This window comes from Methylophilus sp. Leaf416, from assembly GCF_001424665.1.
Taxonomy (GTDB): domain Bacteria; phylum Pseudomonadota; class Gammaproteobacteria; order Burkholderiales; family Methylophilaceae; genus Methylophilus.
This window is the reverse complement of the sequence record NZ_LMQS01000001.1, coordinates 889,211-911,991: the sequence shown is the minus strand read 5'-3', so window position 1 is coordinate 911,991 and position 22,781 is coordinate 889,211. Positions and strand designations below refer to the sequence as shown.

The window sequence follows — 22,781 nt, the reverse complement described above, 5'->3', positions numbered from 1 at the left end:
TACAACCACATTTTAACCACATTTCCATTGGGGACTTGAAATCTGTTCAGGCATCCCAATTATCGAAACATGAGGTTTTGATTAACAATGAATGTGATTAATAAAATTTAAGGAAGCGAAGAATGGGAAAAATAATTGGTATTGACCTGGGGACCACCAACTCATGTGTAGCCGTCATGGAAGGTGGCAAACCACGTGTGATTGAAAACGCTGAAGGTGCGCGTACAACGCCATCTATTATTGCGTACCAGGAAGACGGAGAAATTCTGGTAGGTGCACCGGCCAAGCGCCAGGCAGTGACTAACCCTAAAAACACCTTGTTTGCGGTGAAACGTTTGATTGGTCGCCGCTTTGATGAAAAAGAAGTGCAAAAAGACATCGATTTGATGCCTTACACCATTTCTAAAGCAGACAACGGTGATGCTTGGGTTGAAGTGCGCGACAAGAAACAAGCGCCGCCACAGATTTCTGCTGAAGTTTTGCGCAAAATGAAGAAAACTGCGGAAGACTATTTGGGTGAAGAAGTGACTGAAGCAGTGATTACTGTGCCAGCTTACTTTAACGATAGCCAGCGCCAGGCCACCAAAGATGCGGGCCGTATCGCCGGTTTGGACGTTAAACGTATTATTAACGAACCAACTGCTGCTGCTCTGGCATTTGGCCTGGATAAACAAGAAGGTGATCGCAAAATCGCGGTATATGACTTGGGTGGTGGTACGTTCGACGTGTCTATCATTGAAATTACGGAAATCGATGGCGAGCACCAGTTTGAAGTATTGTCTACTAACGGCGACACATTCCTGGGTGGTGAAGACTTTGATAACCGTATCATCGACTTTTTGGCGGATGAGTTCAAAAAGGAAAATGGTCTGGACTTGCGCAACGACTTGCTGGCCAAACAACGCCTGAAAGAGGCTGCTGAGAAAGCCAAGATTGAGTTATCTGGTGCGCAACAAACTGAAGTGAACTTGCCTTATATCACGGCAGATGCCACTGGCCCTAAACACTTGGTGGTAAAAATCACGCGTGCCAAACTGGAGTCATTGGTAGAAGACCTGATCGAGCGCACTATCAGTCCATGTAAAACAGCATTAAAAGATGCCGGTGTGTCTCCTTCAGATATTTCTGACGTGATTTTGGTGGGTGGTCAGAGTCGCATGCCAAAAGTGCAAGAGAAAGTGAAAGAGATTTTTGGCAAGGAGCCACGTAAAGACGTAAACCCGGATGAAGCAGTGGCAGTAGGTGCTGCGATCCAGGGTGGCGTGTTGAAAGGTGACGTCAAAGATGTATTGCTGCTGGATGTAACACCGTTATCCCTGGGTATTGAAACCCTGGGCAGCGTGATGACCAAGCTGATCAAGAAAAACACCACGATTCCTACCAAGGCATCACAAGTGTTCTCGACAGCGGAAGATAACCAGAACGCAGTAACGATTCATGTGTTGCAAGGTGAGCGTGAAATGGCTGCTGGCAACAAGAGCCTGGGTCAGTTTAACCTGAGCGATATTCCACCTTCACCACGTGGCATGCCACAAATTGAGGTGACTTTCGATATTGATGCCAACGGTATTCTGCATGTGTCTGCTAAAGACAAAGCCACTGGCAAAGAGAACAAAATCACCATCAAGGCTAACTCAGGTTTGTCTGAAGAGGAAATTCAGCGCATGGAAGAAGATGCTGCTAAATATGCTGACGAAGACAAAAAACTGCGTGAACTGGTGGATGCCCGTAACCAGGCTGACAGCGTATTGCACAGCGTGAAGAAATCTCTGGCTGAACACGGTGACAAGATCGAAGCCGATGAAAAAGCCAAGATTGAAGATGCGGTGAAAGAGCTGGAAGCTGTCGCCAAAGATGGTGATGACAAAGAGGTCATTGAAGCTAAAACCAATGCCTTGATGGAAGCATCACAAAAACTGGGTGAGAAGGTCTATGCTGAGCAACAAGCACAGGCCAATACCGAAGGCGGCGCACAACCACAGGATGAAAAAACAGTGGAAGGCGACGTGGTAGATGCCGAGTTTGAAGAAGTGAAAAAAGACTAATCCTAAAGGGCGGGTGGTGACACTTGCCCTTCTTTATGATGCCGGCAAACACACTTCGTTGATAGCGAGTGTGTTTGTTTGTATGGCGCAGGCGCATGATGGCGCAAATGCATAATCGGAATAAATATGGCAGCTGCAAAAAAAGATTACTATGAAGTGTTGGGTGTAAACCGCGATGCTGGGGATGAAGAGATTAAAAAATCCTTCAAGAAACTGGCAATGAAGTTTCACCCTGACCGCAACCCGGATAACCCCAAAGCTGAAGAAAGCTTTAAGGAAGCCAAAGAAGCTTACGAAATATTAAGCGACGAGCAAAAACGTGCCGCTTATGACCAGTATGGTCATGCTGGTGTCGACCAGAGCATGGGCGGTGGTGGCTTCAGCGGATTTAACTCCGGTAATTTCAGTGATGCTTTTGGCGATATTTTCGGTGATATTTTTGGCGGCGGCGGTGGTCGTAACCAGCGATCGAATGTGTATCGTGGTGCTGACCTGCGTTACAACCTGGAAATTTCGCTGGAGGACGCGGCTAAAGGGACTGAGACTAAGATCCGTATCCCGGTGCAGACTAATTGTGAAACATGTCATGGTTCAGGCGCGCGTCCAGGCACTTCGCCTGTGACTTGTACCACCTGTAACGGCCATGGCCAGGTGCGTATGCAACAGGGCTTTTTCTCCGTGCAGCAAACGTGCCCGAAATGTCATGGCAGTGGCAAGATGGTAAAAGAACCATGCCCAACCTGCCATGGTGGCGGCCGCATCAAGCAGAACAAAACCCTGAATGTCAAAATTCCGGCCGGGGTTGATGAAGGTGACCGTATCCGCTTGAGTGGTGAAGGTGAAGCAGGTGTAAATGGCGGGCCAACAGGTGATTTGTACGTGGTGGTCCATTTAAAAGAACATGCGATCTTCCAGCGTGAAGGCGCAAACCTGCATTGTGAAATGCCTATCAGTTTTAGTACGGCTGCTCTGGGTGGGGAAATCGAAGTGCCGACACTGGATGGCGCTGCGAAAATGAAAATCCCATCCGAAACGCAAACGGGCAGTGTATTCCGTTTGCGTGGCAAAGGCATCAAACCATTGCGCTCCAGTGAACATGGCGATTTGATGGTGCACGTGGTGGTAGAAACGCCGGTGCGCCTGACTGAAAAGCAGAAAGACTTGTTGCGCGAATTTGAGAGTAGTACCCAAGCAGATGCCGGCAAACACAGCCCGAAAAATAAAAGCTGGGTAGATAAAGCGCGCGACTTTTTTAGCTGATTTTTTAAATGAATGGATTAACGGATAAATCGAAATTTTTTGCTTTATCCGTTTTCATTTTTTGTATCAGGGGAATAAGGCACTAAATTGCATTGGTTACAATTCAATAACAATTAAATTTTGATTTTTACAATTCAGTTACAGCTCGGTCAAATAATTGCAATAACTCTCTCCTAAACTAGAGCCATCTTTAAGCGAAACACAAAACGTTTTGTTTAATGGCTAGCTTGGTTGATTTGTCAACGACTAGCATTGATTTCCTCCTGATCCAAACCCCCTTTTAACCCGCCTTAGCGGGTTTCTTTTTGTCTGCTACTTTCGCAACATCATCACGCATATATTCCGAGCTTGCTGAAATTAATGGTAAGCAGCGTGTAGTCTGTAACCGCAACATCGTTTATGATGATTAGCAATTACATTACAGGATCAGCTTCAAAAGTTGATTCTGCACATATCCATCATGTTAAAAATCGCTATTTTTAATGCTAAAGCAGACGTAGGGGCAACAACGACTGCGCTTAATTTGGGCGCTGCCTGGCAACGCCAGCATAAGCCCGTTCTGTTAATCGATATGGATCCGCAGGCGCGCCTGACTGAGACTTACAAACATATCGGCCTCGATTTGCAAAAGCATTTGTTCAGGTTTTATCAGTCTGATACGCCGTTACTAGAGTTGATTCAGCCTTTGCGTAACGGGCTGCCGCTGATTACAGCCAATAAAGAGCTGATGAATGTGGATTCGCAGTTTGGCCGCGGGCCTGCAGCTTTGAAAAGGCTGGCTGTAGGCTTGGCTAAATTGCAGCCTACGCATGCTGAATATGCAGTGCTAATGGATTGTTTCTCCGGAATCGGTGTCATTTCTCTAAGTGCCGTTTTCGCAAGTGATCTGGTGCTGGTGCCGGTGTCTGCTGATTATTTATCCATTCATTCCGCTGTTAAAGTCGACAAAGCACTCAATGCGCTGGAGCCGGTGTTAAAACGGCGCATCCAGCGCCGCTTTCTACTGACGCGTGCCGACAAACGTAAGGAAATGACCGCTGAAGTTGCGCAGGAAATGCGTCGCCTGTTTGGCAACGAAGTGCTGCTCACCCAGATCTCAGAGCATGCGGCCCTGGCAGAGTGCGCACGTATGGGTCAGCATGTGTTTGAGTATGATGCTGCGAGTGCCGGGGCACGTGATTACATGACACTGTATTTTGAGCTGCAAGATGTCATCAAGAAACTGCCACTTTCGACATCATAGTGACTGCATTTAGCGATGGCGGCTTCCCAGCCATTGCCGTCGCCAGAACATCAGCAGCATCACTGATGCAATGCCAAGCATGATAAGGATCGCCCACCAGAAACCATACGGATCATGTGTCCATGGCATCTCTTCGAAATTCATACCAAAAATACCGGCGATTAATGTAGCTGGCATAAACAGCATGGCCACTACCGTCAGTGCGCGCACTTCCAGGTTCACCCGCTGGCTGATACTGGTCATATAAATATCCATCAGGCCGCTCAGCATGTCACGGATAGCTTCAAGAGATTCTGTAAAGTGTGCGGTGTGGTCGTACAAGTCGCGTAAATAGGGCAAGGTTTGCGGACTAAAAAAGCCATGCTCATTACGAATCAGGCTGTTCAGCACTTCGCGCAGCGGCCACACGGCACGACGCAACTCAATGGTGACATGCTTGAGCCTGTGTATGTTTTGCAGATATTCCGGGCTGGGCTGGTCAAGCAAATGCGTTTCAAGCAACTCGGCATCTTCGTTGATCGCTTCCAGCACCTGGAAATAGCGCTCCATCAAACTATCCAGCAGTGCATAACAAAGGTAATCCGGGCCACTTTGACGCAACAACACCTGGCCTTGCCGTAACCGCTCACGCACCGGTTCAAAACTGCCGGATGGCCTTTCCTGAAAGCTAAGTAGCCACTCACGGCCCAATGCAATACTGATTTGCTCTGAGCTGACACTCATGGACTCCGCATCGTAATAAAACAAACGTGTTTCAAGAAAAAGGTAATCCGGGTAAGTATCCAGTTTAGGCCGTTGCTCGGTATTTAGAATGTCATCTAAAACCAGCGGATGCAATTTAAAACGACGGGCAACCGCTTGCAGCAACGCAATGTCCAGCACGCCATGTACATTAATCCACGAGGTATGTTCTGCAGGCGCCTGCCATTCCACGATGTCGTGCATGGTCAGTTGCCTGGACTCCATATCATTGGCGTTGTAGCTGATGCTATGGATACAGGCAGGCGTTGCTTCATTTTCTGTGGCATTTTCAGGTGTTAATCCCGGGCTGGAAGTACCAAGTAAGCGATGCTTGCGGTGAGAGTGTTTGCGTTTGGCCATAAGTATACGAATCAACAATGCGGGTTTAGCATAAGCGTTCATTATGCGGAAATCAAGCCAAAGCTAAGCGGCAAAGCCAACAGGCAGGCCACAAGCCAGTCTATGATAAAATAAGCGAAACTATTCAATGAAAGAATCGCATGTCTGGCAACACCATTGGTACGCTGTTTACCCTGACTTCGTTTGGCGAGTCGCACGGCCCGGCCATCGGCGGGGTGGTTGATGGTTGCCCGCCAGGTTTGGAATTGTCGGCAGCGGATTTGCAGGTTGACCTGGACAGACGTAAACCTGGGACTTCCCGTCATGTGACCCAGCGCAGTGAGGCTGATGAAGTTGAAATTTTGTCTGGTGTATTTGAAGGCAAAACCACTGGTGCGCCTATCGGGTTATTGATCCGCAATACCGACCAGCGCTCCCAAGACTACAGCAAGATCATGAATACGTTCCGGCCCGGACATGCAGACTACACATACACCCAAAAATATGGCATTCGCGATTATCGTGGCGGTGGCCGTTCCAGTGCTCGTGAAACGGCTGTGCGCGTAGCCGCAGGCGCCATTGCCAAAAAATGGCTGAAACAAAAATACGGCGTGCAGATTCGTGGCTATCTGAGCCAACTGGGCGAAATAAAAGTGCCATTTGTTAGCTGGGATGCGATATCGCAAGAAGGTAATCCTTTCTTCTCGCCAAATGTGGAAATTCTGCCGCAACTGGAAGCTTATCTGGACCAAATCCGCAGCGAGCGCGACTCTGTCGGTGCGCGAATTACCGTTGTCGCCGAGCATATGCCAATCGGCCTGGGTGAACCTATTTTTGACCGCCTGGATGCAGATATTGCGCATGCCATGATGGGGATTAATGCCGTTAAAGGCGTTGAAATCGGCGCAGGGTTTGATTCTATAGCGCAACGCGGCAGTGAGCATTGTGATGAGCTGACGCCACAAGGTTTCGCTTCCAACCATGCCGGTGGCGTATTGGGTGGCATTTCCAGTGGTCAGGATATCGTGGTCAATGTGGCTTTTAAACCAACGTCGAGTATTCCTCAAGAGCGTCGCTCGATCAATCACGCTGGTGAGCCGGTGATGATGCAAACTACTGGCCGTCACGATCCTTGTGTAGGCATACGGGCAACACCGATTGTGGAAGCCATGTTAGCGCTGGTGCTGATGGATCATGCTCTGCGCCATCGTGGTCAGAATGCCGATGTGCACACGACAGTACCCACATTGTAAATCCATAAAGATTACCAAACCTTCAATTTTCTAACCGACTGATGGCTGCCAAGCTGATCACGGTTATTCTTTAAAAACGCGAGTATTTAATGAGTCACGCTTTACACTTTAATCTCTCGCGTTTTTATTTCATCTATTACTTTTTCGTCGGCGCTTTTGTGCCTTATTGGGGGTTGTACCTCAGCTCAGAATCCTTTTCACCGGCTGATATTGGCATACTGATGTCTTTGTTCCAGGTCAGTCGCATCATCGCACCGAACCTGTGGGGCTGGTTGGCTGACCACACCAGGCAAAGAGTGCGCTGGATCCGGACCACTGCATTTTTAGGGTTATTTGGTTTCACAGCGATTTTCTGGGCACATGATTTTATGACCATGTTTGTGGTCATGGCTGCATTAAGTATGTTTACCAGCTCTACCTTGCCACTATCCGAGTCTCTGTTATTGGCGCATCTGGCGAGCACCAACGGCCATTACAGCAAGATCCGTCTATGGGGATCCTGGGGCTTTATCGTAGCGTCTATCTTGCTGGGTTATTTAACCGACTGGTTTGGCATTAAAAGCCTGCTCTGGTTTATCCTGGTTGTGCAGTGCGTGCTGTTCGGATTAACCTGGAAACTCCCTGAAGCGCATGTGCCGCCTCATGCAAATGACAGTTTTTCTGTGTGGAAAATCCTGAAGCAACCTGCGGTTATTTCCCTTCTGGTTGGCTGTGCCATGATGGTGACCGCACATGGCTTGATGTATAACTTTTATTCTATTTACCTGGCAGAACACGGTTACAGTAAAGGCATGATAGGCTGGTTGTGGGCGTTAGGCGTGATTTGCGAAATAGGCATATTTATCAAAATGCCGTGGATTATGTCCCGCTTCAAACTGAAAACGATTCTAGTCGCCAGCCTGTTGATAGGTGTTGTCCGTTTTTCCATGATGGGTTTGGTGCCGGATCACCTGGGTTTATTATTGCTGGCGCAAACCATGCATGCATTTACCTTTGGCAGCTTTCATGCGGCGGCGGTAGAGGTGGTCACGCAATATTTCAATGGCCGCCATCAGGCCAAAGGCCAGGCCATCTATAACAGTGTCGCGTATGGCATAGGCGGTGCCCTTGGTGGCTTGCTAGGCGGGTTTTCGCTGCAGTACTTAGGCGGGCAGCTCACTTTTACGCTGGCTGCTTTATTTCCTTTATTAGGCGCAGCGATTGTCATGTTCGGACTGCATTTATCGCAACCCTATGCCCGCAGCGGCATGTTCAGCCATTAGCTAAATGCAGATGTGAAAACAGCCCGCTTGCGGGCTGTTCTTGTTTCGCTAATAGAGAATTAATTAATACGTTTGTCACGCTCAATCAATGCATAAGCACTATGGTTGTGGATGCTCTCAAAGTTCTCTGATTCCACCACATATTTCACAATGCGTTTTTCTTCATTTAATTGTGCTGCGACATCGCGCACCATGTCTTCTACAAATTTTGGATTGTCATACGCACGTTCAGTCACAAATTTCTCATCCGGCCGCTTGAGTAAGCCATACAACTGGCAGGAGGCCTGATCTTCCACTAGTGAAATCAAATCTTCCAGCCAGATGAATTCGTTCAGCAAGGCAGTCACTGTCACATGCGAACGCTGATTATGCGCGCCGTAATTTGAAATCTGTTTGCTGCATGGACATAAGCTGGTGACTGGCACCATGACCTGAACGGTAATTTCAAACTGGCCGTTCTTGATTTCACCTATGAAAGTGACTTCGTAATCCAGAAGGCTTTTCACGCCAGATATAGGCGCGGCCTTGTTGATGAAATACGGGAAACGCATCTCTACATAACCGGATTCCGCTTCCAGGCGTTCCACCATTTGACGCAGAATCGTCTCGAACGAGTCTATCGAAATGGCGCTTTCGTTCATGTTGAGGATCTCAACAAAGCGCGACATATGCGTGCCTTTGAAGTTGTGCGGCAAATGCACATACATATCAAACACCGCTACGGTATGTTGCTCACCACCGGTTTTATCTTTGACAATGACAGGGTGACGGATAGACTTGATACCTACCTTGTTGATGTCTAGGCGACGCACATCGGGAGTATTTTGTACGTCTTCAATCACTGCAGGGATTACGGGTTGATTCATCAGGGGTTCCAAAGCGGGAGTTGCCCGCGATTTGATAAATGGTTGAATATACTACTCAGCTATTAATTTCTCAATAGCAGAACAAATACCGGATTTGTCTAGACCGCAGTCGCTCAACATAGTTTCATGCGAGCCATGCTCTATAAAACGGTCAGGTAGTCCTAAACATAGAGTGGATATGACAATATGATGGGCTTGCAGGCATTCCATCACGGCAGCACCGGCGCCACCCATGATCGCATTCTCTTCTACAGTCACTATATGGTCATGCGTGCGGGATATTTCAAGTACCATGTCCGTATCCAGCGGTTTGATAAAACGCATATTTACCACAGTCGCGTCCAGCGTTTCTGCAGCTTGTAATGCCGGATGCAGCATGCTGCCAAAGGCAAGGATGGCGACTTTTTTACCCTGGCGGACTAATTGTGCCTTCCCGATTTCCAGCGTGTCCAGTGTGGCCAAAGTCGCTGCACCTATGCCGCTACCACGCGGATACCGCACAGCCGCCGGGCCTTTGTACTTATAGCCGGTAGTCAGCATCTGGCGGCATTCCTGCTCATCACTCGGGGCCATGATCACCATGTTTGGGATACAGCGCATAAAACTTAAGTCAAAGCTACCAGCATGTGTGGGGCCATCAGCGCCTACCAGGCCAGCACGGTCAATCGCCAGCAACACATCCAGGTCTTGCAGCGCAATATCATGCACCAATTGATCATAAGCGCGTTGCAGGAAAGTTGAATAGATGGCAACCACTGGCTTCAAGCCATCACAGGCCATCCCTGCCGCAAAAGTGAGCGCATGCTGTTCTGCAATGCCTACATCAAAATAACGTTGCGGATACTTTTCCGCAAAACGGTTGAGGCCCGAGCCATCACACATCGCTGGTGTGATACCAATCAAACGGCTATCTGCCGCTGCCATATCCACCAGCCAGTCACCAAAAATCTGGGTATAAGTAGGGCACCCACTCTGGGTCATGCAATGGCCATTCAGCGGGTCGAACTTGCTGACACCGTGATATTTATTCGGATTATCTTCCGCCGGACTGTAGCCTTTGCCTTTTTGCGTGACGACGTGCAGAAACTGTGGGCCTTGTAATTGGCGGATGTTGCTTAAGGTATCTACCAGCGTCGCGATATCATGGCCATCAATAGGCCCAATGTAATTAAATCCGAATTCTTCGAACAAGGTGCCGGGAGTGACCATGCCTTTGGCATGCTCTTCAGCACGGCGGGCAAACTCTTTGACAGGAGGGATGATATCCAGTACTTTTTTCCCGCTACGGCGCACGCTGTCATACAGTTTGCCGGACATCAGGCGCGCCAGATAATTGTTCAATGCACCGACATTGTTGGAAATGCTCATGTCATTGTCATTCAGGATCACCAGCAGGTTGGTGTCCATATCACCGGCATTATTCAACGCTTCAAATGCCATGCCTGCTGTCATTGCCCCATCGCCGATAATCGCGACGCTGCGGCGGTCAGACCCCAGCGTTTTGGCAGCAACCGCCATGCCTAATGCAGCTGAAATAGAGGTGCTTGAATGGCCGGTACCAAAAGTATCGTATGCGCTTTCGTCACGTTTGGGAAAACCGGCGATGCCGCCTGCTTTACGTAAGTGCGCCATCGCATCACGACGTCCGGTTAAAATTTTATGCGGGTAGGTTTGATGGCCAACGTCCCATACCAGCCGGTCATCGGGTGTGTTGTAAACGTAATGCAATGCAATCGTGAGCTCTACCACGCCAAGGTTAGACGACAAATGACCGCCGGTTTTGGAGACACTTTGAATGAGGAATTCACGTAATTCTGCTGCTAGCGCTTTTAGCTGTGACCTCTCCAGCAGGCGCAGGTCGGTTGGAGAATCAATGCGGGACAGCAGGGAAGTCATCATTAGGATGTGCGCTCACAAATGAAACGGGCAATCGCGCGAAGTGGATCAGCCTGCTTATCAAACCCGGCAAGTAACTGCAAGGTTTGCTCATACAATCTCTTAACCAATGCATTAGCCTCCTCAATACCAAGCAGGCTCACATAGGTCGATTTTTCCTGCAAGGCATCTTTCCCAGCCGTTTTCCCCAGGGTTTGTGTATCTGCAGTGGCATCCAGAATGTCATCTACCACCTGGAACGCCAAGCCCATGTTCTCGCTGTATTGATTAAGCAAACTTATGTGAGCTTCAGAAGTGCTTTCTGCTGCGTAGGCACCGAGCAACGTTGCAGCCCTGATCAATGCGCCCGTTTTGTACTGATGCATGGTTTCCAGCTCGTTGCGAGTCAATAGCTGGCCTGTGCTTTGCAAATCTATACTTTGTCCACCGCACATGCCGCGCGAGCCGGTAGCTTGCGCTAATATCTGCACTTGTTTTAAAGCTTGTGGCGCATTGGTGTCAGCAATCGTTTGAAACGCAAGCGATTGCAACGCATCACCCACCAGCAACGCAGTTGCATCGCCATATTGCTTGTGGCAACTGGGCTTGCCACGACGCAAATCATCGTCATCCATGCACGGCATATCGTCGTGTACTAGTGAGAACGCATGTATCAACTCTACAGCCACTGCAGCGGCATCGGTCGACTTTGCTGGTGCTCTGACAAGCTCGGCAGCCGCATAACTAAGCAATGCCCGCACGCGCTTACCGCCGCCTAGCACTGCGTAACGCATGGCAGAATGCAATCTTGAAGGTGACGTCTCTTCTGAAGGCATCACGCGCGCGAGGGCATCTTCAACCTGTTGTTGGTGAATGGTTGCCCAAGGCTCGAATGGAAATAATGAAATGCTCATGACTGTAAGTGAAATTGTGGCGAATCACTCAAGTTCGAAGGGTTTTAATTGCTGTTGCTGATTCAAGATCAAAACTGTTTGTTCAGCCTGCTGTAACGATGTCTGACAGGCTTGCAGTAATTGCATGCCATCAGCATAAGCTTTGAGCGCGTCTTCAAGAGGCAACTCTCCTGACTCCATGTTTCTGACAATCGTCTCCAGCGCGGTCATGCGCTGTGCAAAAGTTTGCGAATCACTTGCCACATCTGGAGATTTTTTTGAAACACTCATGAAGGTCAACCTGTTAAAACGCCTGACATTTTAACAAAACTATTTCGGTTGCGGGATTATTCTCAGAAGGTCGGAAGCAGATCAGGCAGGTAACACGCGTAACAGGAAGTTGCGGATATCGTCTATCTCCTGTTCGCAGACGCTATGCGGCATGTCGTATTCGTGCCATTCCACTGGATATCCAGCGTCTTCCAAAAATTCTCGCGAGGATTGCGCAGTAGATAATGCGATGACATTATCAAAACGCCCATGTGCCATCCAGATAGGCATGTGTTGATTTACGGGGTGCTGTTCACTGGAAAGTTTACCTTTCAAAGGCAGGTAAGTGGAAAGCGCGAGTACACCAGCTAAAGGCTGGTTGAACCGTGTAGCAGTATGCAGCGCAATCGCGCCACCTTGAGAAAACCCGGCCAGTAGAATTCGGTTTGATGAAATGCCTGTAGAGATTTCACTCTCAATCATCGTATTAATCGTGCCCTGCATTTCTTTGATGCCAGTCTCGTCTTGGGGACTATCCGGCTGAAGACCAAAGATGTCATACCAGGCACGCATCTCGTAGCCATTGTTCAGACTCACTGGTCGATAAGGTGCATGCGGCAGTATGAATTTAATATGCGGCAGGTCAAGCATATGCACCACGGGCTTAAAATCATGACCGTCAGCACCCAGGCCATGCATCCAGATGACGGTGGCTGTCGAATCTTTTGTGTTGAGGATGATCTTTTCCAGCATTGTTTAGCAGTCAGAATTAAGCTGTCAGTATATCAGCTGAGTAGTACAGAACTTAATAATGCAGAAGTCAGAGCATCGGGTCGCTTAAAGTATAGCGACAGACCTGGAACACAATACTTCTGCGCTCAGGTCGCAGGTGATATTGGCTGTACCGGGTGTTCTCGCTAAAGCTGAAAAAGTGGTTGCAGACGTGAGTGGTACGCCATTGTTTATTTCACTGCATGCTCGTGCAATGGGGGCGGGGATGTCGGCAGATGGTTTATTGAGTTGAATGTCCGTGCTCACTCTTCTTGCGTAAGCGTCTGCCTCAGCTAGACATGCATTGTCAGCGGCTTCTTGCGTGTAATTTTGATAGGCTGGTATTGCGATAGTCGCAAGAATGCCTATGATGGCAACGACGATAGTTAATTCAATTAGCGTGAAGCCATGATATCTATGCATTCTTAATGCCCTTTGATCGTTAAGCTTAAAATGGCTTGGCTGTAGCGTTCTGTTTCTAGCTTGCAATTAAATAAAAGCCCCGCACATGCAGGGCTCTTTATCAATCTGCTTATGTAGATATTATGATCGTGTGCAATTGCCACCAGTTGCCAAATCGCAGGTTACTGTACCTGTGCCTGGATTTCTTGGTGTAGCAGTGATAGTGCCCAAAGTTGTCGAGGTCATTGCTGCGGCACTTGTTATCGTGCCTCCACATGCTCCACCTGTGCCTGTTGGAGGTGTCGCAACTGGTGTTCTGCCAATCGAGATATCTGTTAAAGCTCTTTTGGCATAAGCGCCTGCTTCAGCCATGCAAGCGTTATTCGCTGCATCTCGTGTGTAATCTTGGTACGCAGGAATCGCTACAGAAGCCAAAATACCAATAATAGCGACCACAATCATCAATTCAATCAGGGTAAAACCTTGTTGTACGTGTTTTTTCATCATATTTCCTTCAAGTCAAGTTTTAGAGTGAACATCTTCTAGTTCAGCCACTGCTTTTCCAACAGTGTTCGGTGAAACTATAAGCAACAGATGTGCCAACCAAAATTTAATTCAATAAGTGATTGAAAAAAAAGAATTAAATAAGTTTTATGTCTTAGTTCTTCGAATTGAAGTGCATTTCTGAGGAGTAGATTCAATACGAGTGAAATGAGAAAAAGTGACAGACTTAGTCAGTCTTTATAACAAAAGTGATTTTTTTTGTCAGCTTACAACACTGCTTGAGAAAGCAAAAAAGGGATTGTGTTGTGCACAATCCCTTTTTTTGTGACAGTGTAAGACTTTTGGCCTGGACTGCATTTGCAAAAACTTAAATATTACGACGTAAGACTTACCAGAATTTCCACCAGGGTTTACTGTTGCCTTGCGAACTTTTTCCAGAACCCTGGCTAATTACTTTCCCGATTCGGCTACCTTTTTCAGGCTTTCCAGGCCTGGATCAAAATACTCATTGATGGCTTTAGTTGCTGCATCATCGTTTTGTTCTGGTTTTGGAATATTAGATGAGTCGGCACGTGTGTAGCTGCCTTTAACAGTCACCACAGTTTCGCTGCCTTTGGCAGTCACAGAAACGGTTGGATAAAAGTTTGACAGTTGCAGTGTGCTTTTATCCAGAATGTATTCGTATTTCAGGCGCATGCCTGCGTCATCAATTGAGCGCAGTTTTTCGTACATGGTGCCGCCATTTTTCAATTTGACCGTGCGATAAGTGGTGTCATCACCATTTTCGTCTTTTTTCTGTTCTACTTTTGTAGACTCAACGCCGGAGTGCCAGGCTTGTACGTTGCCGAAGTCTTTCAGCAAGGCCCATACTTTTGCCGGTGGCGCCTTGATGGTGACAGTTTTTTCAAAACGTAATGCCGCAGCACCGTGCGCAGCAGCCGTCAACGGAATCAATGGCAATAAAGAAACGGCAATGATGCCAAATATTTTTTTCATTTCAATCTCCTGATATTTACAGATGTTTTAAAGCTTAAAAGTAATCAGTCTTCTGAGTTTTAAAATAACCCGTGACTTTACCTAAAAAAAAGACTCTTTGCGACTAATTCATGGGCAATCCTGTGAAAAAACTAAAAAAAAGAAATGGTGGAAACACGGTTATTATTTTGCTTCCAGAATAAATTGCCCAAATGACCGGCATAGTTTTGGGCTGGGAATGGTGTTTGTCACCGTATTGGTCTTGGCATCAATGATAGAAACGGTATCAGAGCCCCAGTTGGCGACAACAACTTGCTGTGTCGATTTGTCATATTCAATTCCCTCAGGAAACTCGCCAACGTCAATGGTCTTGACTGTTTTTCCATTGGCAATTTCAATCACTGACACAGTTTCTGCATGATTGTTGCTGACATAGGCCCAATGTCCATCAGGACTGATGGCTACGCCATAAGGGTGTTGCCCGGTTTTAATGGAGCTGGTCTGGTATGAATCTACATTTAGCAGAGTCAGGCTATTACTGACCACGTTCACAACAAATACCATCTTGCCGTCTGGGCTTAAGGTCAGGGCAAACGGATGGATACCTACCTTGACCTGCGCAATCGTTTGCAGTGTACGTGTATCAACCACGGTCACATCATTACTATCGCGGTTGGCGATAAACAGTTTTTTATTATCTGCACTCAGTAGCATTCCTGAAGGTGTTTTGCCTGCTTTAAAAGCTTTTTGTTTTTCCGGGTGCGCCGTGTCTACTGCAATCACTTGTGCACCACCCCAGTCGGCCACGTAAAGTATTTTCTCGTCACGGCTTAATGCAATGCCGACTGCCTGAATATTCACCGGAATTTCTTGTAACAATTGCTGGGTGCGGCTGTTGATGACGGAAACGGTTTGGCTATTGGCGTTGCTGATATACACGCGCTTTTGTTTGCTGGCAATTGCCACGCCTACAGGTGCTTTGCCGACTAGTATGGTGTGGGTGACTTTTTTGTTTTCAATATCGAGTACTGAGACTGAATCGCTGCCTTGATTGGTAATGTAAGCAATATTGCCGGCAACTACATCCAAACTGCACAGCAATGAGAGCAATATGCCCATGCTGATATGCCGGAAATCAGGTTTGCGTCTATGCATTGATTTTAGATACGTAGATGTGTTCGAAGTAAAGGACATGGCAGGAAAACGCTTTGACTTAAATCGGGTTGACAGCGGAGTTTGCATAAAATTTTGTTTAGAAGCAACAAATAGGAACGAAATTTGTAAATGTATGAAAATTAAGGGTTTTTAACCTCTTTTTGTAGGGTAGGAAAAACTCCCGACCCATTAATTACCCTACAATAAGTATGGGGATTATTAAACATTCATACAGAGGAGCTTTGAAATGAAAAAAACATTTTCTTTAGGTAGTAAGTTGATATTGGCAATATCCTTCCTGGTCGCAGCACATTCTGCTAATGCGTTAACCACAGGCACAGTGTTAGGAACTGATTTCGTAAATGGGCAATCGAGTTATAGCACGTCTTTTTCAGACGGGACTTCTGCTACTTTTGTAGGTAGCAGATCCTTCCAGAAAAAGACACAAGATGGTATGACAGGTGTAGGTATTTCTGGCGGAAGAACACCAGGCGAGATTGATATCGATGAAACGCTGACCGGCACTTTTTCTAAAGAAGTCATCTTTTCAACACTGACAATTGGCTTACTGTTTGACGGCCCTGAATATAATGATGTGAAAGAGGTCGCGAAATTCCTGGTGAATTTTGCTGACGGAGGGAGTGATACTTTTTATTTGACGGCAACTGGCAAACATACTGCGAGCTGGACAGGCGAAGGTTCTCCCTTATCCCTCGGTAGTGGCGCTGTGGATGGTGGGACTGGCGCATGGCTATTGAATAATCCTTTTGGCTTCCGCTCAGTCGACAGCATCGTATTTAGTGCATCACCTGGTGTTGCCAAACATTCTTGCCATAACTGTACCAACCAGTCAGACTTCACTTTTGTAAGTGCGACCGTCATCCCGGTGCCTGAAGCGCAGACTTCAGCCATGCTGTTTACGGGATTGCTTTTGATGGGTGCTTTGTCATTGCGTCGTAGATTCTGATTAGCAATCTAGGCATTAAAAAGCTCACCGTTGGTGGGCTTTTTTGTTAGCTGCCAGCCATTTCATCCACGTCACCATGGATGTCCTTTCATTAAACTGTAAAGTGTGAAAAAATTGCAGTAAATATTGAAGGCAGTTTTTATGTTAGATCGTGATGGATACCGTCCTAACGTGGGGATTATTTTATGTAATTCCCACAATCAGGTGTTTTGGGGCAAACGTATCAAAGAGCATGCATGGCAGTTTCCTCAAGGAGGCATCAAGTATGGTGAAACTCCTGAGCAGGCAATGTATCGTGAATTGATGGAGGAGGTAGGCCTCAAGCCTGAGCACGTGAAAATTTTGGGTCGCACCCGGGATTGGCTGCGTTATGAAGTGCCCACCAGCTGGATCAAGCGTGAATGGCGCGGCAGTTATAAAGGCCAAAAGCAAATCTGGTTTTTATTACGGCTAACCGGTCGTGATTCCGATGTCTCATTGCGTGCCACCGAGCACCCGGAGTTTGATGCCTGGCGCTGGAGTGAATACTGGGTGCCGCTGGCAGATGTGATTGAATTCAAGCGCGATGTTTACCAATTGGCCCTGAATGAGTTGGCTGTTTTTCTGCGCAATCCTGCCAAGCGTTATGGCGGCAAGACACGCAAGCCGGCCAATAATGCGCTACCTACCGTAAGCGATGAGTAACTCTATTTAATATTTCAAACAGCCTCAGTTATATCACGCGGCAAAATCCACTCTGGACGAATTCGGTGGCAAGTATAGCCGTCTGGGTAACGGACCAGATAGTCCTGATGCTCGGGCTCAGCTACCCAAAAATCACTGGCAGGTGTCACTTCAGTGACCACTTTGCCTGGCCAGATGCCTGAGCTATCCATTTCATTAATTAATTCTTCAGCAGTTTGCTTCTGTTGCTCGTTCAGGTAAAAAATCGCTGAGCGATATGAAGGCCCCATGTCATTACCCTGACGGTTAAATGTGGTTGGGTCATGAATTTTGAAAAAGAAAACTAATAGCTGTCGCAAAGAGATGCGATCAGCATCGTATACAATTTCCATCGCCTCAGCATGATTGCCATGGTTGCGATACGTCGCATTTTGCACATCACCGCCGCTGTAGCCAACGCGCGTACTGATAATGCCGGGTAACTGGCGAAACAGATCCTGCATTCCCCAGAAACAACCACCGGCAAGAATTATTTTGTCTGACATATTAGAAAACGCTCTCTTTCCAAGGGGTGAAGAAATGGATAATCAAAAATTTAAAAAATAAGCTAACGAGAAACTAAAAATATTTCCAAACCTGTTTATGATGTTCTCGCGTATCAAATCAACTACTTACAATCTGTCCAGTATAGGAGGTTTAGGTTAAAATGCTGAGTTTTAGTTCTATTGCATGTTTTGGGGAAAACTATGGCTGTGAAGTTGGGGATTAATGGGTTCGGGCGTATTGGGCGCATGGTTTTGCGTGCGGCGGTTCAAGAAGACGAATTCAAAGATATTGAGGTAGTAGCTATCAATAGCTCATATGATATCGAGTATATGATGTATATGCTGAAATATGATTCCGTACATGGCCGTTTTCAAGGCACAGTAGAAGCAGACAGCGGTAATTTAATCGTGAATGGCAAACGCATTCACCTGACTGCAGAGCGAGACCCTAATCATATTGACTGGAGCAAAGGCGGCGCGGAAGTCATTGTAGAATCTACCGGGGCCTTTTTAACGCTGGACAGCTGTCAGCCTCACCTTAGCCGTGGTGCGAAAAAAGTGGTGCAATCGGCGCCGGGTAAAGATGACACGCCTATGTTTGTTTATGGCGTGAATCATCAGGAATATGCTGGCGAAGCCATTATTTCTGCTGCCTCGTGTACCACCAATGGCCTGGCGCCTTTAGCCAAAGTGCTGCATGACAATTTTGGTGTCAAACGCGGCCTGATGACTACCATTCATGCAGCAACCGCCTCGCAACTGACTGTTGATGGCACTTCCAAGAAAGACTGGCGCGGCGGCCGCAGTGTTTTTGAAAACATTATTCCTTCGAGTACCGGTGCTGCCAAGGCAGTGGGTAAAGTGATTCCTGCGCTAAATAAGAAGCTGACTGGTATGTCCATGCGAGTCCCATCTGCCGATGTATCCGTAGTTGACCTGACTGTAGAGCTAAGTAAAGAAACCACTTATGAAGCTATCTGTGAAGCCATGCAGCAAGCTTCTAAAGGTGCATTAAAAGGAGTGCTGGATTACACCAGTGATAAAGTAGTCTCTACAGATTTCCGTAGTAGCCCTGCCGCCAGTGTGTTTGATGCGGATGCGGGTTTGATGCTGGATCCTACTTTTGTCAAAGTGATCGGCTGGTACGATAATGAATATGGTTATACCTGCAATCTGTTGCGTCTGGTTCAACATATTGCTTAAATGATGACGGGGCTTATTGCCCCGTTTGCATATCTGTCATAATCCATTTTGCCTATTTAATTATTAATCAATCTTGATCGCTACGGAGCGCATGTATGAAATTCATCAAAATGACCGACCTTGATTTGCGCGGCAAGCGTGTGTTTATCCGTGCTGACTTAAATGTGCCGGTAAAAGATGGCGTGGTCACCAGCGATGCGCGTATTGTGGCCAGCATGCCGACCATTGAGTTTGCTTTAAAAGCGGGCGCCAAAGTGATGGTGACTTCGCATCTGGGTCGTCCTGAAGAAGGCGTTTACTCAGAGGAGAACTCCCTCAAGCCGGTGGCTGATGTCATGAGCAAGCTGCTTGGGCAACCTGTGCGCCTGGTAAAAAACTGGCTGGCTTCCAATGCGCCCGCTGATAGTTTGGGTACAGAAGATGGCCAGCTTATCCTGCTGGAAAACTGCCGCTTTAATGTCGGCGAAAAGAAAAATGATGATGCACTAGCCAAAAAGTATGCTGCTTTGTGCGACATATTTGTGATGGATGCCTTTGGCACCGCGCACCGCGCTGAAGCCTCGACCCATGGCATTGCCAAATTTGCGCCTGTGGCCTGTGCCGGTATTCTGCTGACGGAAGAGCTGGATGCATTAGGTAAAGCATTACTGGCGCCAGCCAGGCCATTCGTGGCTATTGTCGGCGGTTCTAAAGTGTCCACCAAGCTGACCGTGCTGGAAAGCCTCTCTGATAAAGTGGATCAATTAGTGGTAGGCGGTGGTATTGCCAATACTTTCCTCAAGGCTGATGGTCATGAAGTGGGCAAGTCCCTGTGTGAAGATGACCTGGTGGAGACTGCCAAAGGTTTGATGAGCAAAATGTCCGACCGTGGCGCCTGTGTACCGATCGCAAAGGATGTGGTAGTGGGTAAGCAGTTTGATGCCAACGAGCCGGCAGTCAAAAAATCTGCCGATGAAGTGGCAGCCGACGACATGATTTTTGATATTGGCGAGAAATCGGCGGCTGAGCTGGTGGATATCATCATGAATGCGGGGACTGTGGTATGGAATGGCCCGGTTGGCGTATTTGAATTTGACCAGTTTGGCGAGGGCACCAAAACCATAGCCAAAGCCATTGCAGAAACAAAAGCATTCACGCTGGCGGGTGGTGGCGACACGATTGCCGCTATCCAGAAATATGATATTTACGACAAGGTTTCGTATATTTCTACTGCAGGCGGCGCTTTCCTCGAGTTCCTCGAAGGTAAAACATTACCGGCGGTGGCTATCCTGGAAGAGCGCGCCAGCTGATCCTGACCCACATACATTCTCCCGCTAATGTTTTAAAACGTTAGCGGGACAGTCAACCGGTGATGTTTGTCATACACTTCAACACGGTTCCTGCCTTGTTTTTTCGCCACATACAGTGCCTTATCAGCTTGTTCCAGCAATAAGTCACCATCTTCACTGAAATTCAGCGCCTGATTGCGTGCATGTTGTTCTTTGTGAGTGGTGGAATGCTGCACGCCCAGTGACGCAATACCGATGCTGATCGTCATCAGGCGATGCCCGGCAAAGCGGATATCCAGCTCCATCACTTTCTGGCGGATACGTTCGGCAATTTTAATCGCTTCCTGCTGGTTGGTCTGGCCCAGAATCAGCACGAACTCTTCGCCGCCATAGCGCGCAGCCATGTCGCCGGGACGGTTGCTATAACGTTTTAAAATGCCTGCCAGCTTACGCAAACACTCATCTCCGGCCGCATGCCCCATGCTGTCATTCAGCTGTTTGAAGTGGTCGGCATCTATCATCATCACACTTAAGCTGGATTGATGGCGGATGGCACGTGACCATTCATCCCGCATGAATTGCTCTAACCGGCGACGATTAGCCAGGCCGGTGAGCGGGTCAGTGTGGGTGAGCGCGGAGATGCGATCCTCAACCTGCTTATGATGCGTGATGTTGGTCAGTGATAGCAAGAAAAGCTTGTTATCAGCCAGAGATGTTTGCATGGACTGCAAGCTCAAAGTGAGCCAGGTGGGTTGTTTGGTGGGTGTATGACACAGATAGTCCATGCTGAAGTGACCGACTTTGCCACTTAACACTTTTTCAATGCCGGAAATCAATGGTGGCAGATTAGTATCTTCATTGGCACGGCAGATGTCCAGGTACGCAATACCAAACCAGTCGGTATCCAACTCCAAACCATAAAACAAACCGAATGAACGCCAGGCCTGATTGACATAAATAATGCTGCTCGTCTCATCTATCACTGCAATTTGCAGTGGCAGTGTGTCCAAAATACCATTCAGTAATTGTTCTGCAATATCCACAAAATATCCAACAAGGTTGCTGAAACTTACAACGGGAATAGCGTGTCAGTCTTATTCTATTCAAGCGGGAACCGCCTGTCTAACTTTCGTGATGTAAATTAGCATTAAAATTGCTTGTGTGATAACTAACCAACAATGAAAGAAATCAATAATGACTACTCGGGTAGGTATTAACGGATTTGGCAGGATAGGCCGCATGGTGCTGCGAGCCGCATTAAATCAGGCAGAGTTCAATGAACTGGACGTAGTTGCCATCAATGGCATCGAGGAGCCGGACCATATGCTCTACATGCTGAAATATGATTCAGTGCATGGCCGACTGGCATATGATGCACACTTAGAGGGCGATTTTCTGGTGGTGGATGGCAAAAGAATACGCTTGACTGCCGAAAAAGATCCTGCGGACATCGACTGGGCAGCTGTTGAAGTCGATGTGGTGGTTGAGTGTACCGGTGTTTTTCTGACAAAAGAATCTTGTGCAGCGCATATTGCCGCAGGTGCAAGTATTGTGGTGCAATCGGCGCCAGGTAAAGATGATACCCCTATGTTTGTTTTTGGCGTGAATCACCTGGATTACCAAGGCGAAGAGATTGTATCTGCGGCTTCTTGCACAACCAACGGTCTGGCGCCTATCGTAAAAGTATTGCAAGACCAGTTTGGGGTCAAGCGTGGGTTGATGACGACGATTCATGCGGCAACGGCTACGCAGAAAACGGTTGATGGTACCTCGAAAAAAGACTGGCGCGGCGGGCGTGGAGTGTTTGAAAACATTATTCCTTCAAGCACCGGCGCGGCAAAGGCAGTCGGTAAAGTGATTCCTGAATTAAACAAGAAGCTGACGGGCATGGCGATGCGTATCCCTTCAGCGGATGTGTCTGTCGTTGACCTGACTGTGGAGTTGGAACAGGAAACTTCATATACAGAAATTTGTGCGGCGATGAAATTTGCCTCCGAGCGTGATTTAAAAGGCGTGCTTGGCTATACCGAAGAGCAAGTGGTCTCAAGTGATTTCCGTGGGTATCCGGCAGCCAGTGTATTTGATGCCAGCGCCGGCATCATGCTCGATTCCACTTTTGTGAAAGTGATCGGCTGGTACGACAACGAATATGGCTACACCTGCAACCTTTTACGTCTAACCAGTTATGTGGCACAAGCCAAATTGGTGATAACGCAATTGCCAGAACAAACCGTAGAGGCAGAAGCTGCTTAACGTGTCTTAAGCTGATTACTCAGCCACA

At 47.6% G+C, this 22,781-nt stretch carries 22 protein-coding genes; 10 read left to right on the top strand and 12 right to left on the bottom strand.

From position 1 onward, the window contains the following. Positions 1-122: 122 nt before the first annotated feature. From dnaK to ASG34_RS04345, 3 genes are all read left to right on the top strand, one after another. A complete protein-coding gene (dnaK, locus tag ASG34_RS04355; protein WP_055826902.1) occupies positions 123-2,045 on the top strand; it encodes a molecular chaperone DnaK in 1,923 nt (640 codons plus the stop codon). 126 nt (positions 2,046-2,171) lie between these two features. Further along, positions 2,172-3,305: a molecular chaperone DnaJ gene (gene dnaJ / locus ASG34_RS04350; protein WP_055826900.1), complete on the top strand. Its 1,134-nt coding sequence runs from the start codon at positions 2,172-2,174 to the stop codon at positions 3,303-3,305. A 460-nt stretch (positions 3,306-3,765) separates the two neighbouring features. Continuing rightward, positions 3,766-4,548: a ParA family protein gene (locus ASG34_RS04345; protein WP_055826897.1), complete on the top strand. Its 783-nt coding sequence runs from the start codon at positions 3,766-3,768 to the stop codon at positions 4,546-4,548. 9 nt (positions 4,549-4,557) lie between these two features. Here ASG34_RS04345 and corA read toward each other — a convergent pair whose 3' ends face one another. After that, complete coding sequence (gene corA / locus ASG34_RS04340; protein WP_055827394.1) at positions 4,558-5,649, bottom strand: magnesium/cobalt transporter CorA; 1,092 nt, start codon at positions 5,647-5,649, stop codon at positions 4,558-4,560. 140 nt (positions 5,650-5,789) lie between these two features. On the opposite strand from corA, the gene aroC reads away from it, so the two are divergent. Further along, a complete protein-coding gene (gene aroC, locus ASG34_RS04335) occupies positions 5,790-6,881 on the top strand; it encodes a chorismate synthase (RefSeq protein ID WP_055826894.1) in 1,092 nt (363 codons plus the stop codon). Positions 6,882-6,970: 89 nt separating this feature from the next. Then, entirely contained in the window at positions 6,971-8,143 is a 1,173-nt protein-coding gene (locus ASG34_RS04330) for an MFS transporter (protein WP_055826891.1), read from the top strand. Between the two features lie 59 nt (positions 8,144-8,202). Here ASG34_RS04330 and folE2 read toward each other — a convergent pair whose 3' ends face one another. The 9 genes from folE2 to ASG34_RS04285 all read right to left on the bottom strand — a co-directional run bounded on the left by folE2 (position 8,203) and on the right by ASG34_RS04285 (position 15,854). After that, positions 8,203-9,009: a GTP cyclohydrolase FolE2 gene (folE2, locus tag ASG34_RS04325; RefSeq protein ID WP_055826888.1), complete on the bottom strand. Its 807-nt coding sequence runs from the start codon at positions 9,007-9,009 to the stop codon at positions 8,203-8,205. Between the two features lie 51 nt (positions 9,010-9,060). Beyond that, positions 9,061-10,905, bottom strand: coding sequence for a 1-deoxy-D-xylulose-5-phosphate synthase (dxs, locus tag ASG34_RS04320; protein WP_055826886.1), 1,845 nt, complete (start codon positions 10,903-10,905; stop codon positions 9,061-9,063). Between the two features lie 2 nt (positions 10,906-10,907). Beyond that, complete coding sequence (locus tag ASG34_RS04315) at positions 10,908-11,798, bottom strand: polyprenyl synthetase family protein (protein WP_055826884.1); 891 nt, start codon at positions 11,796-11,798, stop codon at positions 10,908-10,910. 24 nt (positions 11,799-11,822) lie between these two features. Then, the gene (xseB, locus tag ASG34_RS04310) at positions 11,823-12,068 is read right to left on the bottom strand and encodes an exodeoxyribonuclease VII small subunit (RefSeq protein ID WP_055826881.1); all 246 of its coding nucleotides are present in this window, start codon (positions 12,066-12,068) and stop codon (positions 11,823-11,825) included. 81 nt (positions 12,069-12,149) lie between these two features. Continuing rightward, entirely contained in the window at positions 12,150-12,800 is a 651-nt protein-coding gene (locus tag ASG34_RS04305; protein WP_055826878.1) for an alpha/beta hydrolase, read from the bottom strand. Positions 12,801-12,884: 84 nt separating this feature from the next. Further along, complete coding sequence (locus ASG34_RS14255) at positions 12,885-13,241, bottom strand: pilin (protein WP_055826876.1); 357 nt, start codon at positions 13,239-13,241, stop codon at positions 12,885-12,887. Between the two features lie 120 nt (positions 13,242-13,361). Continuing rightward, positions 13,362-13,724: a pilin gene (locus ASG34_RS14250; protein ID WP_055826873.1), complete on the bottom strand. Its 363-nt coding sequence runs from the start codon at positions 13,722-13,724 to the stop codon at positions 13,362-13,364. 450 nt (positions 13,725-14,174) lie between these two features. After that, positions 14,175-14,720, bottom strand: coding sequence for an SRPBCC family protein (locus ASG34_RS04290; protein WP_055826870.1), 546 nt, complete (start codon positions 14,718-14,720; stop codon positions 14,175-14,177). 162 nt (positions 14,721-14,882) lie between these two features. Then, positions 14,883-15,854, bottom strand: a complete 972-nt coding sequence (locus ASG34_RS04285) for a beta-propeller fold lactonase family protein (RefSeq protein WP_055826867.1) — start codon at positions 15,852-15,854, stop codon at positions 14,883-14,885. A gap of 247 nt (positions 15,855-16,101) precedes the next feature. Between ASG34_RS04285 and ASG34_RS04280 the strand changes: the two genes are divergently transcribed. Then, entirely contained in the window at positions 16,102-16,821 is a 720-nt protein-coding gene (locus ASG34_RS04280) for a hypothetical protein (protein ID WP_055826864.1), read from the top strand. A 141-nt stretch (positions 16,822-16,962) separates the two neighbouring features. Then, positions 16,963-17,505 (top strand): RNA pyrophosphohydrolase, encoded by a 543-nt coding sequence (locus ASG34_RS04275; protein ID WP_055826861.1) that lies wholly within the window; start codon positions 16,963-16,965, stop codon positions 17,503-17,505. A gap of 14 nt (positions 17,506-17,519) precedes the next feature. On the opposite strand, the gene msrA is transcribed toward ASG34_RS04275, so the two are convergent. Next, the gene (msrA, locus tag ASG34_RS04270) at positions 17,520-18,029 is read right to left on the bottom strand and encodes a peptide-methionine (S)-S-oxide reductase MsrA (RefSeq protein WP_055826857.1); all 510 of its coding nucleotides are present in this window, start codon (positions 18,027-18,029) and stop codon (positions 17,520-17,522) included. Positions 18,030-18,230: 201 nt separating this feature from the next. Between msrA and gap (ASG34_RS04265) the strand changes: the two genes are divergently transcribed. Together gap (ASG34_RS04265) and ASG34_RS04260 are read left to right on the top strand one after the other, a co-directional pair. Then, on the top strand, positions 18,231-19,232 hold the full coding sequence (gap, locus tag ASG34_RS04265) for a type I glyceraldehyde-3-phosphate dehydrogenase (RefSeq protein WP_055826854.1): 1,002 nt from the start codon (positions 18,231-18,233) through the stop codon (positions 19,230-19,232). A 95-nt stretch (positions 19,233-19,327) separates the two neighbouring features. Beyond that, positions 19,328-20,521: a phosphoglycerate kinase gene (locus ASG34_RS04260; RefSeq protein WP_055826851.1), complete on the top strand. Its 1,194-nt coding sequence runs from the start codon at positions 19,328-19,330 to the stop codon at positions 20,519-20,521. 32 nt (positions 20,522-20,553) lie between these two features. On the opposite strand, the gene ASG34_RS04255 is transcribed toward ASG34_RS04260, so the two are convergent. Continuing rightward, positions 20,554-21,543: a sensor domain-containing diguanylate cyclase gene (locus ASG34_RS04255; RefSeq protein WP_055826848.1), complete on the bottom strand. Its 990-nt coding sequence runs from the start codon at positions 21,541-21,543 to the stop codon at positions 20,554-20,556. Positions 21,544-21,694: 151 nt separating this feature from the next. Between ASG34_RS04255 and gap (ASG34_RS04250) the strand changes: the two genes are divergently transcribed. After that, complete coding sequence (gene gap / locus ASG34_RS04250) at positions 21,695-22,753, top strand: type I glyceraldehyde-3-phosphate dehydrogenase (RefSeq protein WP_055826844.1); 1,059 nt, start codon at positions 21,695-21,697, stop codon at positions 22,751-22,753. Positions 22,754-22,781: the final 28 nt, after the last annotated feature.